This window comes from Pseudoxanthomonas sp. UC19_8 (assembly GCF_042700505.1).
Classification (GTDB): Bacteria; Pseudomonadota; Gammaproteobacteria; order Xanthomonadales; family Xanthomonadaceae; genus Pseudoxanthomonas_A; species Pseudoxanthomonas_A winnipegensis.
Genome location: NZ_CP170559.1, coordinates 3,480,622 through 3,495,229, shown reverse-complemented (window position 1 = coordinate 3,495,229; position 14,608 = coordinate 3,480,622). Strand labels below are relative to the sequence as shown.

14 protein-coding genes and 1 pseudogene are annotated in these 14,608 nt (G+C 71.1%); 6 read left to right on the top strand and 9 right to left on the bottom strand.

Going from position 1 to position 14,608, the window contains the following annotated elements:
- Positions 1-105: 105 nt before the first annotated feature.
- Positions 106-918, top strand: coding sequence for an NYN domain-containing protein (locus ACFJIT_RS15460; protein ID WP_130514666.1), 813 nt, complete (start codon positions 106-108; stop codon positions 916-918).
- 75 nt (positions 919-993) lie between these two features.
- A complete protein-coding gene (locus ACFJIT_RS15455; RefSeq protein WP_130514667.1) occupies positions 994-1,317 on the top strand; it encodes a thioredoxin family protein in 324 nt (107 codons plus the stop codon).
- A 337-nt stretch (positions 1,318-1,654) separates the two neighbouring features.
- Here the strand turns inward: ACFJIT_RS15455 and stpA are convergent, their stop codons facing one another.
- Both stpA and ACFJIT_RS15445 read right to left on the bottom strand, forming a co-directional pair.
- The gene (stpA, locus tag ACFJIT_RS15450) at positions 1,655-2,920 is read right to left on the bottom strand and encodes a glucosylglycerol 3-phosphatase (RefSeq protein WP_379654151.1); all 1,266 of its coding nucleotides are present in this window, start codon (positions 2,918-2,920) and stop codon (positions 1,655-1,657) included.
- A gap of 111 nt (positions 2,921-3,031) precedes the next feature.
- Positions 3,032-3,418: a helix-turn-helix domain-containing protein gene (locus ACFJIT_RS15445; protein ID WP_130534861.1), complete on the bottom strand. Its 387-nt coding sequence runs from the start codon at positions 3,416-3,418 to the stop codon at positions 3,032-3,034.
- Between the two features lie 158 nt (positions 3,419-3,576).
- Between ACFJIT_RS15445 and ACFJIT_RS15440 the strand changes: the two genes are divergently transcribed.
- On the top strand, positions 3,577-4,191 hold the full coding sequence (locus ACFJIT_RS15440) for an NAD(P)-dependent oxidoreductase (protein ID WP_379654150.1): 615 nt from the start codon (positions 3,577-3,579) through the stop codon (positions 4,189-4,191).
- Positions 4,192-4,285: 94 nt separating this feature from the next.
- Here the strand turns inward: ACFJIT_RS15440 and ACFJIT_RS15435 are convergent, their stop codons facing one another.
- The 3 genes from ACFJIT_RS15435 to ACFJIT_RS15425 all read right to left on the bottom strand — a co-directional run bounded on the left by ACFJIT_RS15435 (position 4,286) and on the right by ACFJIT_RS15425 (position 8,128).
- Positions 4,286-4,873, bottom strand: a complete 588-nt coding sequence (locus tag ACFJIT_RS15435) for a TetR/AcrR family transcriptional regulator (RefSeq protein ID WP_379654149.1) — start codon at positions 4,871-4,873, stop codon at positions 4,286-4,288.
- 75 nt (positions 4,874-4,948) lie between these two features.
- On the bottom strand, positions 4,949-7,081 hold the full coding sequence (dinG, locus tag ACFJIT_RS15430) for an ATP-dependent DNA helicase DinG (protein ID WP_379654148.1): 2,133 nt from the start codon (positions 7,079-7,081) through the stop codon (positions 4,949-4,951).
- A gap of 231 nt (positions 7,082-7,312) precedes the next feature.
- Positions 7,313-8,128 (bottom strand): dioxygenase, encoded by an 816-nt coding sequence (locus tag ACFJIT_RS15425; protein ID WP_379654147.1) that lies wholly within the window; start codon positions 8,126-8,128, stop codon positions 7,313-7,315.
- Between the two features lie 102 nt (positions 8,129-8,230).
- Between ACFJIT_RS15425 and ACFJIT_RS15420 the strand changes: the two genes are divergently transcribed.
- Both ACFJIT_RS15420 and ACFJIT_RS15415 read left to right on the top strand, forming a co-directional pair.
- Positions 8,231-9,175 carry a LysR family transcriptional regulator gene (locus ACFJIT_RS15420; RefSeq protein ID WP_379654146.1) on the top strand — a complete coding sequence of 315 codons (945 nt, stop codon included), beginning with the start codon at positions 8,231-8,233 and terminating at the stop codon, positions 9,173-9,175.
- On the top strand, positions 9,172-10,551 hold the full coding sequence (locus tag ACFJIT_RS15415; protein ID WP_379654145.1) for an FAD/NAD(P)-binding protein: 1,380 nt from the start codon (positions 9,172-9,174) through the stop codon (positions 10,549-10,551). The genes ACFJIT_RS15420 and ACFJIT_RS15415 overlap by 4 nt, the downstream gene beginning before the upstream one ends.
- Before the next feature lie 104 nt (positions 10,552-10,655).
- Here the strand turns inward: ACFJIT_RS15415 and cls are convergent, their stop codons facing one another.
- The 4 genes from cls to ACFJIT_RS15395 all read right to left on the bottom strand — a co-directional run bounded on the left by cls (position 10,656) and on the right by ACFJIT_RS15395 (position 13,402).
- The gene (gene cls / locus ACFJIT_RS15410) at positions 10,656-12,077 is read right to left on the bottom strand and encodes a cardiolipin synthase (RefSeq protein ID WP_130514676.1); all 1,422 of its coding nucleotides are present in this window, start codon (positions 12,075-12,077) and stop codon (positions 10,656-10,658) included.
- Between the two features lie 428 nt (positions 12,078-12,505).
- Complete coding sequence (gene rpmG / locus ACFJIT_RS15405; protein ID WP_122231031.1) at positions 12,506-12,673, bottom strand: 50S ribosomal protein L33; 168 nt, start codon at positions 12,671-12,673, stop codon at positions 12,506-12,508.
- 9 nt (positions 12,674-12,682) lie between these two features.
- Positions 12,683-12,919, bottom strand: a complete 237-nt coding sequence (rpmB, locus tag ACFJIT_RS15400; protein WP_014159265.1) for a 50S ribosomal protein L28 — start codon at positions 12,917-12,919, stop codon at positions 12,683-12,685.
- 225 nt (positions 12,920-13,144) lie between these two features.
- Positions 13,145-13,402, bottom strand: coding sequence for a hypothetical protein (locus ACFJIT_RS15395; protein WP_379654144.1), 258 nt, complete (start codon positions 13,400-13,402; stop codon positions 13,145-13,147).
- A gap of 202 nt (positions 13,403-13,604) precedes the next feature.
- Between ACFJIT_RS15395 and ACFJIT_RS15390 the strand changes: the two are divergent.
- Positions 13,605-14,159, top strand: a pseudogene (locus ACFJIT_RS15390) (TonB-dependent receptor plug domain-containing protein); the annotation flags it as partial.
- Positions 14,160-14,608 lie beyond the last annotated feature (449 nt).

The window sequence follows — 14,608 nt, the reverse complement described above, 5'->3', positions numbered from 1 at the left end:
GGACGGGTGCGCAAGTGTGGCCGAAGCACGGCGCCCATTGCACGCTGCGGCGACGCGGCGCTTCGTGGGCGGCGCGTAGGATGTCGGCTTTACGAAGGAGTCCACATGAAGCCCAAATCGCCGCTCAAGGCCGCCAGCGAGGACGACCAGCAGCGCCTGGCCGTGCTGATCGATGCCGACAACGCCCAGCCGGCGGTGATCGAAGGCCTGCTGGCCGAGGTCGCCAAGTACGGCGTAGCCAGCGTCAAGCGCATCTATGGCGACTTCACCAGCTCGCGCATGACCCAGTGGAAGGCCGCGCTGCTCAAGCACTCCATCGCGCCGGTGCAGCAGTTCGCCTACACCAGCGGCAAGAACGCCACCGACAGCTCGATGATCATCGACGCGATGGACCTGCTGTACACGCACCGCTTCGACGGCTTCTGCCTGGTCTCCAGCGACAGCGACTTCACCCGCCTGGCCCAGCGCCTGCGCGAGGAAGGCCTGGTGGTCTACGGCTTCGGCGAGCGCAAGACGCCCGATGCCTTCGTCCAGGCCTGCGACAAGTTCATCTACAACGATGTGCTGCGCGCCGAGCCCGCCAGTGCCGCGCCGGAGACGGCCAAGCCCGCGCCGGCCAAGCGCGCGAGCAAGCAGGCCGCGAATGCCCCGGCTGCCGAGCCGGTGCAGCCCAAGGGCAACACGCCGCCGCTGTCGCTGCTGCGCCAGGCCATCGAGGAGGCTTCCGACGAGGAAGGCTGGGCCTCGCTGGGCGCGGTGGGCACCTATCTCAACAAGATCCGCCCCGACTTCGATCCGCGCCTGTACGGCCATCGCAAGCTCAGCGACCTGTTCCGCAGCCAGTCGCGCCACTTCGCCGTGCAGGAGCGCGCCGCCGGCGGCAACGGCGGGCAACTGGTCTACGTCCGGGCGCTGTAGCCGGCCATGTGCTGGCCGGCGTCAGGTGCGCTGCGGTAGGGTGCGTTGCATCCACGCCTTGGGAGGGGCACCACGATGGCCTACACCGGACAATTCACCAGCCCCGAGCCGGCGCGCACGCAGATCGACGCGATGCCCGGCCTGACCGCCCTCGAGTTCGGCACCGCCTGGTGCCCGCATTGCATCGAGGCGCAGGCGCATTTCAAGCGCGCCTTCGACGCGCGCGGCGACATCGCCCACATGAAGATCGAAGACGGCCGCGGCCGCCCGCTGGGCCGCTCGTTCCGGGTCAAGCTGTGGCCGACAGTGGTGCTGCTGCGCGACGGCGAAGAGATCGCGCGCATGATCCGCCCCCGCACCGCCGAAGACGTCCAGCGCGCCCTGGCCCTGCTCGACTGAGCCATGGCAGGGCGCACGGGGCGCACGGCAAGCGCACAAGCTTTTAGCCCCCTCCCTTTCGCGCAGCGAAGGGGAGGGCCGGGGAGGGGTAAGCTGTTGCTGTTGCTTTTGCCGTTGTTACTGGCGTGGAACAACAGCAAAAGCGCAAGAGCAACCCCCTCCCAGCCTCCCCCTTGCGCTGCGCGCAAAGGGGAGGGGCAGAAGCGGGGCGCTTGGGAGACACGCCGCGTGCTCAGCCGACGGCCTCCCGCTTCCAGTCCCATCTCATTGCCAGTGCCAGTGCCGCTGTGAGTGCATGCGCCAGCTCCGGCGTCCATTCGCAGCTATGACGCGCCCGCTACGCCGCGCGCCGCTGCGCCAGCGCGCAGAAGAACCTCACGTACTGCGCATGGCCACCGGGGAACACCACATCCAGCCGCAGCGGATCGTCCGTATCGGTGATGCCGAGCGCCGCGGCGCGCGGATCGAAGCCCACATCGCCCGCGCCCGCCGACAGGCGCGCCACGTCCAACCCGGCCCGTCGTACTTCTCCGGCGCTGCTGTCCACGAACAGCACACGATTGTCGGTGCCGAAGGCCTCGCCCAGACGCTGCACCAGGCTCAGGAAGCCGCGGTCGCTGCCGCCGCGCAGCTGCGCACCGTCGTGCGCCACGCTGGTGACGGTGTCGCCCACGCCGACCAGGCGCGGCATGTCGGCCGGCGCGATCCGGGCTCGCGCCAGCGCCACCTGGGCCTCCAGCGTGCGCGGTGCCTGCCGCGCATTGAAGTCCGCGCCCAGCGGCCAGCGGCCGGTGCGCGCGTGCACATGGTGGTTGAGCAACACCAGCACACCGGCCTCCTTGACCGCGCCCTCGAGCATGAACTGGAAGTCGGTGGTGCCCGCATCGCCCTCCGCGGCCGGCTTGAGGCGCTCGGCACCGGCGTCGTCGCGCCCCAGATTGGGCGCGTAGTGGACGAAGAACGCGCCGTCCAACCCCTCCGCCTGCGCCTCGCGCAGCAGCGCCTGCATGAAGTCCGCCGCCTGCCGCTGCAGCTGCGCGTACAGCGCCGGCTGCTCGGCCAAAGCATGGTGCAAGGCGTTGAGGTTGAGCGTGGGCGAGGCCGGGTTGTCCAGCACGCAGGTGGCCGCCAGCGTGGCCACGCGATGCGCTTCGAGGTGGTAGGGCGCGCCGAGCAGCAGCGTGGAGAGCCAGCGCGTCATGCGCGTGGGCACGCCCTGCAGGAAGGCCAGTTCCGCGTCGCTGACGCCCGGATGGCTGAGCGTGCCGAAGCGGTCCTGCAGCTGCACGCCGCCGGCCGCCAGGCCAGGCAGATAGGCGCCGTTCGCAGCGGCATAGCCGGGCGCGCCGAACACGCGATCGACGATGGCGTTCACCCCGCGCGCGCCGATGTGCTCGCCATTGGTCAGCACGGCGAACGCATCGCCCAGCCGGGCCGCCGCCTCCAGGTATTCACGCTCCAGCGTGCGCGTCAGCGGATCGTGCACCAGCCCCATGCACACCCCGTCCAGATCCTGGATCAGCAGCAGGTCGGGCGTGGCCGCGAGCGAATCGAGCAGGGCGGCGTGGTCCTGCGAGAAGCCGTGGTTCACAGCAGAGGTCATGCGCACAGGGTAGCGTCCTGGCGCGCATCGGTTCGTGACCGCGCCGCGCCAGCGACACGACAAGGGCGCTTGCAGCGCGTGACGGCGCCGCCTGTCGCGGCGGCCGCGACCTCAGCGTCCGCCGTCGTGCGCGGGCGTGGCCTGATAGCGGCGGCGCGCGCTGCGGATCGCGTCGTGGTGGGTCTCCGCCCAGGCCACCAGCGCCTCGATATGCGGCACGAAGCTGCGGCCCAGCGGTGTCAGCGCGTACTCCACCGCCGGCGGCTTGCTGGGGAACACCGTGCGCGTGACCAGCCCATCTTCCTCGAGCCCGCGCAGGGTCTTGGCCAGCATCCGCTTGGATACATCGTCGATGGCCCGCTGCAGCGCGGCGAAGCGCAGCGGCGCGTCCTTCAGCGCCTGCAGCACCAGCGTGCTCCAGCGGTCGCCCAAGCGGTCGAGCACATCGCGCACGGGGCAGTGGGCGGCGTAGGGGGCGGTGGAGCGGTGCAGGGTCATGGCGCGGGATTGGGGATTCGGGATTGGGGATGTCGAGCATCAGCGGGCAGGGGGTTACACGCGGGTCACCTGGACACGTCGGGTTCCCTTCTTGGCAGACGCGGCGCTGACGCCCATCATGCCATGGTTCCTTTTCGTAACCACCAAGGAGAACTCCAATGGCATCCATCGCTCTGCTCGGCGGGACCGGCAACGTCGGTCGTCGTCTTCTGGCCGAGGCCCTGCGCCGCGGCCACACCGTCACCGTCATCGCGCGCAAGCCGGTCGACGATCTGCCCGAGGGCGTGGCCTTCGTCCAGGGCGACATCACCGCCGATCCGGCGGGGCTGGGCGCCAAGCTGACCGGCCACGATGTCTTCATCAGCGCCGCCAGGTTCGCCGAGGTCACGCCCGAGCACGTGCTGAGCGCGGTGCGCGCGGCCAAGATCCCGCGCCTGGCCGTGGTCGGCGGCGCCGGTTCGCTGGAAGTCGCCCCGGGCGTACGCCTGGTCGACACGCCGGAGTTCCCGGCCGCGTACAAGTCCGAGGCGCTGCCCGGCGCGACCTTCCTGGACGAGCTGCGCGGGGTGAAGGACATCACCTGGACCTTCCTGTCGCCGGCGGCGTTCTTCGGCCCGGGCGAGCGCACCGGCCAGTTCCGCCTGGGGGGCGACGCCTTCCTCACCAATGCCAAGGGCGAGAGCCGCATCTCCTACGAGGACTACGCGGTGGCCCTGCTCGACGAGATCGAATCGCCCAAGCACAGCGGCCAGCGCTTCAGCGTTCTGTACTGAGCTGACCATCGAACATTGCGCGAAAAGCACCCCCTCCCAGCCTCCCCCTTGCGCTGCGCGCAAAGGGGAGCAGCGAAAGCAGGCGCACGCGGCCCTAGCCGGCCGCGTCGGCCTCGGCGGCGACGGGCTGCACGATGTCCATCGCGAAGCCCCAGATGCGCTCGAACGGTGCCAGCGGCTGCATCATCGGCACCGCGCAGGCACTGAACAGCTTGAGCAGCAGCAGCACGTCGGTGGGCACCAGGTCGGCCCGGCAGCGGCCGGCGTCGACCGCGCGCTGCAACGGCGGCTGGAAGATCGTCATCAGCCGCATCATCGCCACCTCGATCTCCGGCTGGTCGCGGCCCTGGGTCTGCCAGTAGTCCACCAGCGGCGCATGGGTCGCCACCCGGTCCAGCACGAAGCGCAGCAACGGCACCAGCGCGTCGGCATCGTCGCCCAGGCGCTGGGCCTCGGCCTCGATCTGGTCCAGGCCGCGCTCCAGCAGCGCCAGCACCAGGGTGTGGCGGTCGGGGAAGTTGCGGAACAGCGTGGCGCGGCCGACGCCGGCGCGGCGCGACACCAGCTCCAGCGGCGCCTGCACGCCGTGTTCGGTGAACACCTCCTCGGCCGCCTGCAGCAGCAGGGTGCGGTTCTGCTCGGCGTCGGCGCGGCGTTTGGGGGCGGGGGCGATGGCGCTCATCTTCAAGAAGCGTCGGCGATGTGACCGTAGGCACAATACCGGCAAACGGCGACAGCCGCTGCGTCCGCGGAGCGGTCAGCCGATCACGCGTGCGAACGGGGGCAGGGCATCGATGATCTGGCGGCCGTAGCGGCGGCTGAGCAGGCGCGAGTCGAGGATGATCACCCGGCCGGTGTCGGTCGAGGTCCGGATCAGGCGGCCGGCGAACTGGGTCAGCGTGCGCAGCGCGTGCGGGATGGCGATCAGGTTGAAGGCGTTGTGCCCGCGGCTCTCCAGCCACTCGCTCAGGGTGGCCGTCTGCGGGTCGGTGGGCACGGCGAACGGCACCTGGGTGATCACCACCGTGGTGCAGGCCTCACCAGGCAGGTCCAGGCCTTCGCCGAAGGAATTGAGGCCGAACAGCACCGACCCTTCCCCGGCGGCGATGCGGCGCAGGTGTTCGCCGATGATCTGCGACTTGTTGCCCTCGCCCTGCACCAGCACGCGGTTGCGCTGGGTCACCGGCAGCAGGTCGGCGACCTTCTCCATCTTCCAGCGCGAAGTGAACAGCACCATCGAGCCCTTGCCCCAGTCCAGCTCGCGCACCAGATAGCGCGCGACCTCCTTGGGATGGCCTTCGCGGTCGTCGGGCGCGGCGGGGAACTTCGGCACCACCAGCTGCGCCTGGCGCGGCAGGTCGAACGGCGATTCCAGCGTCACCGTCTCGGCATGCTCGGGCAGGCCGGTGTCGATGGCCAGCGCGGTGAAGCCGTTGCCGCCGGTCAGCGTGGCCGAGGTCATCAGCACCGAATCGACCTCCTTCCACAGCAGCTGGCGCAGCACCTGCGCGGCCGAGACCGGCGAGCAGTGCAGCACCAGGTCGCCATCGCGGTCGCGGGTGATCCAGCGCGCCATCGGCGGTGCGCCGTCCGGGTCCTCGCGGCGCCAGCCGGCCCACAGGTCGTACTGCGCCTGGACCAGCTCCAGGGCCATGCCGAGGTTGCGCTGCACGCGCTCCTTGGTGGCGTCGTCCTGCTTGGCCTTGCCCACCAGCGGGGCGGCCGCGCTGACCCAGTTCAACAGGCTGCGCGTGTCATCGGCCAGCGCCTCGATCGGCACCGACCAGTCGGCCGGCAGCCGGCCGTTGGGCGCGCGCCACTGCGGCTCGCGCTCGGACGGGTCGGGCGTCCACGCCGCCTCCAGCAGGCCGTGGAAGGCCTTGAGCTGGCGGCTGACGCTGACCGCCAGCTCGATCGCCTCGTTGGGATGCAGCTTGGCGATGGTCTCCTTGTCCACCAGCCGGTAGGTGGCCGCGATCAGCGTCTGCAGGCGGCTGGTGCGCCGGCCCATGTCGTCCAGCGGCAGGCGCGCGGCACCCTGGTCGATGGCCACGCCGGCCACGTGGTGGCCTTCGTCCAGCACCAGCAGCATCTCGCCGGGTGCGGCGATCAGCGGCTGGCCGTTCTCGTTGTCGCCCAGCGCCAGGGTGGACAGCAGCAGCGCATGGTTGGTGACCACGATCTGCGCCTCGCGCACGGCGGTGCGCGCCTTCAGCACCGGGCACTGATTGGCGTAGGAACACTTGCGCCCGGCGCAGCCGGCGGCGTTGGTGGTGATGCGCCCGCGCAGGGCCGGGCCGACCGCCTCGGGCGCGGCGTCCAGGTCGCCGTTCCACTGGTTGTCGGTGAACAGCCTGGCCAGCCGGTTGGCCAGGGTCGCGTCGGCCGGGCTCAGCGGGCGGTCGTACAGCGCGCCTTCGTCGCCGAACATCGACTCCTGCGCCGGCGCGGTGCCCTGCAGCTCGGCCACGTTGCGCGTGCACAGGTAGCGGGTGCGGCCCTTGGCCAGGGCCACGCTGGCCTGGATGCCGGTGGCCTTGAGGAAGGCGGGCAGATCGCGTTCGACCAGCTGCGACTGCAGCGCGACCGTACCGGTGCTGATGACCAGCTTCTTCTTGGCCGCCAGCGCGATGGGCACGCCGGCGGTCAGATAGCCCAGGGACTTGCCGACGCCGGTCGGCGCCTCGACCACGCCAACGCCGCCGCTGCTGCCCAACGCGCGCGAGGCCACGCCGATCATCTGGCTCTGCGCGCGGCGCGTGGTGAAGCCGGGCGTGTTGGCGCGCAGTGCGGCGTAGGTGTCGCGGATGCGCGCCTTCAGGGCGTCATCGAGGCTGCGCTGCCCCTCGCCCGTGTCCTTGCCTGCCGCCGGGCGGGTGCCGTCACTCATGCGCGCTATTTTCGCATGGGGCGTCGCGGGGGGCGCGATTGGGTTTGGGCTCGCGCTACGGGCGGCTGAAAACCGTCGTTTCCGCGAAGGGGGAACCCGGCGCCTCAAGCGTTACGCGCCAAAGTCCACGGGTTCCCGCCTTCGCCGGAACGACGGGAGTGGGACTTTGGCGGCGCGGTGGGATCGCGGCGCCGGTCGAACAGCGCTAAGCCGCGGCGCCAGCGCGGCGCGTTACGCCGCCGCCTGCGCCGGTGCCGCGTCGTCGAAGCGGTAGATGTCCATCGCCAGGAAGCCCATGTCGATGCCCGCATCGATGCGCGTGGCGCGGAAGTGCTCGCCGGCCGCGCCCAGGGCCACGTAGATCGGCTGCCAGTGCTCGTCGGTGGGATGGGCCTGGGCGGCGTTGGGCGCGCGCCGGCGGTAGTCCAGCAGCGCCTGCACGTCGCCCTGGCGCAGCGTGGCCTCGACCCAGTCGATGTAAGGCTGCACATACGGCGCCAGCCGAGTGTGGTCGGCGCCGCGCCAGTCGTGCAGGTTGTGGGTGAGGCTGCCCGAGCCGATCACCAGCACGCCCTCATCGCGCAGCGGCGCCAGCGCGCGGCCCACCGCCAGCTGGTGCGCCGGCCCGGCCAGCGGCTGGATCGACAGCGGCACCACCGGCACGTCGGCGTCGGGATAGAGCAGGCGCAGCGGCACCCACATGCCGTGGTCCAGGCCGCGGTTCGGGTCGATGTGCGGCGCCAGGCCTGCCTGGTCGAGCAGCTGTGCCACGCGCCCGGCCACCTCCGGCGCGCCCGGCGCGGGGTACTGGATGTCGAACAGCGCCTGCGGGAAGCCGCCGAAGTCGTGGATCGTCTCCGGCCGTGCGCTGCCGCCCACCAGCGGCGAGCGCGCCAGCCAGTGCGCCGAGGCGATGACCACCGCGCGCGGGCGCGGCAGCGTGCGCGCCAGCTCGCCCAGGCGCACGCCGACCAGCTTGGGGTCCAGCGCGGTCATCGGCGAGCCGTGGGAGATGTACAGCGAGGGCAGGCGGGCGGCGGCGTTCATGGGCGAACCTGTCACGACAGGGAAGCAGGCCACCACCCTATTGTGGCAACGCTCGGGGATAAACTGTGCCCCGGGCCAGAATTTGTTACAGGGCGAGCAACAATGGACACCATCGATGCCATGCGCGTCTTCGCGACCGTGGTCGAACGCAGCGGCTTCTCCGCCGCGGCCGAGGCCCTGGACATGTCCACGCCCAGCGTCACCCGCCACGTGGCCTGGCTGGAGCAGCGCCTGGGCACGCGCCTGCTCAACCGCACCACCCGCCACGTCAGCCTGACCAGCGCCGGCGCGGCCTACCACGAGCGCTGCCTGAAGCTGCTGGCCGCGTTCGACGAGACCGAGGCCGCCGTCACCGCGCAGACCCTGGAGCCGGCCGGCCTGCTGCGCATCAACGCGCCGGTGAGCTTCGGCATCGCCCGCCTGGGCGAACTGGTGGCGCGCTTCGCCGAGCTGCATCCGCAGGTCACCGTGGACGTGGACCTGTCCGATCGCCTGGTCGACCTGGTCGAGGAAGGCTACGACCTGGCCATCCGCATCACCCGCCAGCCCACGCCCTCGCTGATCGCCCGGCCGCTGGCGCAGGCGCAGATGTTCCTGTGCGCCTCGCCCGCCTACCTGGCCCGCGCCGGCGCCCCGCGCAGCGTGGCCGACCTGGAGCGCGTGGGCGTGCTTGGCTATCGCTACTCGGCCGGCGGCGACACCTGGACCCTGGAGGGCCCGGGCGGCGTGGAGACCCTGCGCGTGACCGAGCGCCTGCGCGCCAACAACGGCGACCTGCTGCGCGAGGCCGCCATCGCCGGCATGGGCATCACCCTGCAGCCGGACTTCATCGTCGGCCAGGCGCTGGAAGAGGGCCGGCTGGTGCAGGTGCTGCCCGACTATCGCGTCGCGCCGATGCGGATCTTCGCCGTCTACGCCAGCCGCAGCCACCTGGCGCCGAAGGTGCGCAGCTTCATCGACTTCCTGGTCGAGTTCTTCGCCACCGACTGCCCGCATCCGTTGGTCGAAACCGCGTCGCCCGAGGCGGCCAAGGCCAAACGGCGGTGAGCGCAACGTCGTTCGATGTCGCCATCGTCGGCGGCGGCGCCGCCGGCACCCTGGTGGCGATCCAACTGCTGCGCCAGGCCACCACGGCGCTGCGCATCGCGGTGGTCGAGCCGCGCGCCGTGCTGGGCCGCGGCGCCGCGCACGCGACCGAGCGACCGGAGCACCTGCTCAACGTGCGCGCCGGCGGCATGAGCGCCTTCGACGCGGCGCCCGGCGATTTCGTCGACTGGCTGCAGGACGCCCTGCCGGAGACGCCGCGCGCGCGGATCGCCGAGGCCTTCGTGCCCCGGCAGCGCTTCGCCGCCTACCTGGCCGCGCGCCTGGCCCAGGCGCGTGCGGGCAGCCCGGCCACGCTGCAGCACCTCCCGGTCCGCGCGTTGAGCCTGGAACGTGAGGCCGAGGGCTTCCTGCTGCAGCTCGATGGCGCCGGCCCGGTGCTGGCGCGGGCGGTGGTGCTGGCCACCGGCAACGCGCCGCGTCCGCTGCCGGCGCGCGGCGCGCGCTCGCTGCCGCCGGCGCGCCGGATCGAAGCCTGGGACAACGCGGCGCTGGACGGCATCGAGGCCGATGCCGCGGTGTGCATCGTCGGCGCCGGCCTAAGCATGGTCGATGCGGCGCTGGCGCTGCTGGCGGCCGGGCATCGCGGTCCGCTGCATGTGCTGTCCCGCCACGGGCTGATGCCGCTGCCGCATGTCGACGGCGCGCCGGCGCGGGCCGTCGATGTGGAAGCGCTGCTCGCCCTACCGCTGCGCGCGCGCCTGCGCGCCGTGCGTCGCGAGGTCGCCCGCGCGCAGGCGCAGGGCGTGCCGTGGCAAGCGGTGATGGATGCCCTGCGCCCGCACGTGCAGCGGCTGTGGACCACGCTGTCCGGCGCCGACCAGCGCCGCTTCCTGCGCCACGTCGTGCGCCTGTGGGACGTGCACCGCCACCGCATCGCCGCGCCGGTGCACGCGCAGCTGCAACAGGCGCTCGCCCGCGGCCAGCTGCAGCGTCATCGCGCGCGCTTGGACACGGCCATGGCCGGCGTGCGCTGCGTGCAGCTGCACGGCCACGGCCCGCACGGCGAGATCCTCGCCCTGGAAGTGGCCCACATGATCAACGCCACCGGCGTGGAGCTGCGCGTGCAGGCCATGCGCAACCCGATGCTGGCCGCGCTGGTCGGCAGCGGCCTGGCCGCGCCCGGTCCGCACGGCATCGGCCTGGACACCTGCCCCAACGGCCGTCTGCGCGATGCCGATGGCCAGCCCGTGCCCGGACTGCTGGCGATCGGCAGCCTGCGCATCGGCGCGCTGTGGGAATCGCTGGCGATCCCTGAGCTGCGCGGGCAGGCCGAGGTCGTGGCGCGCGAGGCGCTGGCGGTGTCCGGGGGGCGCTGAAGCGCGGGGCGCCCCGCGCCAATCAATCCGGCGGTCGTCGCGCGTTTCCGCGCATGCGGCATCGACGTCGCGCGCGACGCGCTTCGCCGCCGTCACGCGCGGCTTCAGATGAACGAATCGGCCAAGCGTGCGATGCCCTCGCGGCTGCGCTTCCACGCCGGGCGCCTGTTCCAGCGCTCCAGCGTCAGCTGCTCGGCCTGGGCCAGATAGCCGGCCTCGATCCTGCGCATGCTGGCGACCACGTCGGCGTCGTAGCAGAGCATGCCGACCTCGGCGTTGAGCGCGAACGAGCGGATGTCCAGGTTCATCGAGCCGACCAGCGCGATCGAGTCGTCCACGCTCATGTGCTTGGCATGCAGGAAGTGCGGCCGGTAGTGCGCGATCTTCACCCCCGAGGCCAGCAGCTCGCCGTAGTAGGACTCCTGCGCCCAGGCGGTCAGGGTCTGGTTGTTGCTGGCCGACAGGATCAGCTGGGTGTCCACGCCGGACAGCGCGGCGATGCGCAGCGCGCTCAGCGTGGCGTCGTCGGGCACGAAGTACGGGGTGACCATCACCAGCTTCTGCTGGGCCAGATGGATCAGCGCGCACACCATGTCGCGCGCATTGGAGAACGGATAGGCAGGCCCCGAAGGCAGCAGCTGCGCGGCCACGTTGGCATCGCGCACCGGGGTGGTGGCGATCACCTCCAGGCGCTGCCCGGTTTCCAGGTACCAGTCGCTGGCGAACACCGCCTCCAGATGCGACACCGCCGGGCCCTCCACGCGCGCGACCAGTTCGCGGTTGGGATAGCCGCGCACGAAGGCGCCGGCATCGGCCAGGTTCTGCGAGCCGACATAGGCGGCGCGGTTGTCGATCACCGCGATCTTGCGGTGGTTGCGCAGGTCGATGCGCCCGCTGCGGCGCCAGCGCAGGCCGCCGGGCAGCAGCTCCTGCACCTGCACGCCGCCGGCGCGCAGGCGCGCGGTGTAGGCGCGCAGGCCGCGCTTGGCGCCGACCGCATCCAGCATCAGCCGGCACTGCACGCCGCGCGCGGCCGCCTGCAGCAGCGCCTCGCACACCAGATCGCCGACCTGGTCGTCGAACATCAGGTAATAGAGCAGGTGCACCCGATCGCGCGCGCCGGCGATGTCCTCCAGCAGCGCGCGCAGCGAACCCTCGTAGTCGTCCAGCAGCGTTACCGCGTTGCCGTGGGTGGGCATGAAATCGCCCAGCCGTTCCACCAGCGGCACCATCTCGGTGTCGGCGCCGTCGCCGGTCGGATGCCAGCGCAGCTGGACCAGAGGCTTCTGCTCGTCGCGGATCATCTGCGAGGCCTCGGCCTGGCGGCGGATGCGCTCGCGCGAGAGCCAGGGATGGCCGAACAGCAGATAGAGCGGCAGGCCCAGCAGCGGCACGAAGCCCACCAGCAGCAGCCAGCTGCGCGCGGCGGCCGGCGTGGTGCGCGAGGGAATCCACGCCAGCGCCGCCAGCCGGATCACCCAGTCCAGGAACAGCAGCCAGCCGCCGATGGCAGAGGTCTCGGTCATCCAGTCACCGCGGATCGGGTCATCGCCCGATTCTGCCGATCCGCGCGCCGCGCCGATAGCCGGTGCAGCCCCGCACATCCCGATCCGGTCGACGCTGTCATCCCGAAGCCCCTGCTGTTGTGGGAGCCGCCACGGCGGCTCCCAACTGTAGAGCGGAGCTTGCTCCGCTGGGGCCTTCCCCACGAACCGAACGAAGAGCAGCGGAGTCCCCAAGAGGGGATTGCCACAAGCTCCGCTCTACAGGCAGGCGGCTGCGAGATTTGAGGAGACAGTTGCTCCCACCGAGCAACGCGCATCGAGCTCGGTGCCCCACCATCGGCCCACGAAAAAGCCCGCCTTGCGGCGGGCTTTTTCTGGAGGCGCTGGATCCCCGCTTTCGCGAGGATGACCTCACGGCAAAGGCGGGCGCTCGCGCCCGCGCCGTGAGGTCACTTGATCTTGCCTTCCTTGTAGACCACGTGCTTGCGCACCACCGGGTCGTACTTGCTCATTTCCATCTTGCCCGGGGTGTTCTTCTTGTTCTTGTCGGTCGTGTAGAAGTGACCGGTGCCTGCCGAAGAAATCAGGCGGATCTTGTCGCGCTTGCCTGCCATGATTGATCTCCTTTAGATCTTTTCGCCGCGCGCACGCAGCTCAGCCAGAACGGAGTCGATGCCGTTCTTGTCGATGGTGCGCAGGGAGTGCGCGGAAACCTTCAGCTTGACCCAGCGGTTCTCGCTGGCGACCCAGAAGCGGCGCTCGTGCAGGTTGGGCAGGAAACGACGGCGGGTCTTGTTGTTGGCGTGCGAGACGTTGTTACCCGTCATCACTCGCTTGCCGGACACTTGGCATACGCGGGACATCTGTGCACCTCGATGTAATTTTGATCGCCCATAGCCTGGGAGATGGCGGCCCCGGCCCATGCCACGGATGCGGTCAGGCCATGCGATACGGGATGGGTCCGCTGCCAGGCGGGCAAGGAATCGCGCTTCCTGACCCTGATCCGGCCGAAAGCCAGACGCAGCGAGCCGCGCATTATGCGCAGCTTTCCCAGTCCACGCAAGCACTTGGCGCTGGCCCCGCGTCGTTCAGCCGCGCAGGGAGGCCTCGGCGGCAGCCGGGCAGGCGGCTTGATCCGGGCCGCAACCGCCTGAACCCGGAGCGGCGCTGGGGCCTGGGCTGGCCGCAGGCCGAACCGCGCTCTGCTCCGGCAGCGCGCCGCTGGCGCTCACCCGCTCGGTGGTCGGGGTTGCGGTTTCGGGCAAGGGCTGGTCGCGCACGGAGCTGATGACCGAGCCGATCGACAGGCCCAGCGCGAAGAACAGCAGGGAGGAGAGCAGTCGCATGACGCACTTCCAGCAGCCCCGGGGAGCCAGCTTCATGCCGCCCATGTGCGGGCCGTGTGACGGTGCCGGCGGGGGCGGAATGCGCCTGGGATCCGCGTCCAACGCCGGCCGCTCGGCGCGGCGCCGCGTTATCAGGATATGCCGCCATGCTCTTTGACGCGGTGCGGCAGATCCGGAGGATGAACACGAGCATGTCGGCTGCATGCCACACGCCAGGGGGCGTGGCGGCGCGGTCTCGCACCGAGGTGCCCATCGGCTCCAAAGGGGAATCCACACCATGTCGCCAACCAAGAATCCACGCCCGTCGCGCGCGGCGCTGCCCGCCGCCGTCGCCTTGTCGCTGCTTGCCGTCGCGGCCCCGTCGTTCGCACAGACGGCGGCGGGCGCCGACCCCGAGATCAAGCGCCTGGACCAGGTCAGCGTGATCGGCAGCCGGACCCAGTCGCGCACGGTGCTGGAATCGCCCGTCCCGATCGACGTGCTCAGCGGCGACGAACTGCGCGCCAGCGGCTATACCGATGTCAGCACCATCCTCCAGTCGCTGCTGCCGTCGTACAACTTCCCGCATCCGACCACGCCGGACGGCAATACGCATATCCGTTCGGCCACCCTGCGCGGGCTCTCGCCCGACCAGACGCTGATCCTGGTCAACGGCAAGCGGCGGCATACCAGCGCCCGGGTCGATACCGGCGGCACGGTGGGCAAGGGCGCGGTCTCCACCGACCTCAACACGATCCCGGTCAGCGCCATTGCGCGGATCGAGGTGTTGCGCGACGGCGCCTCGGCGCAATACGGCTCCGACGCCATCGCCGGCGTGATCAACATTGTGCTGCGCGAGGATGATGGCTTCGAGGGCACGGTCAGCCGCGGCACCACCGAGGACGGAGGCGGCGGCACCACCAAGGTCTCGCTGGACACCTGTTTCGCCTTTCCCGAAGGCGGCGGCATCCACCTGACCTGGGACTATCGCGACCGCAAGGCGGCCAACCGCGCGCTGGCCGATACGCGCCAGCAGTACTTCGGCATCGGGCGCAATGGACAGGCCGTCGCGCTGTCGGGCGCCTATGGCTCGGGCACCGGCCTCAACCCCATCGGCGGCGCGGCCGCCGGCACGGTGGCCGATCCGCGCGAGGCGACGATCGACCGCGACGCGCTGTGGCGCTTCGCCGACAGCGCCGATACCGAGGACAAGACCTTCTTCGCCAA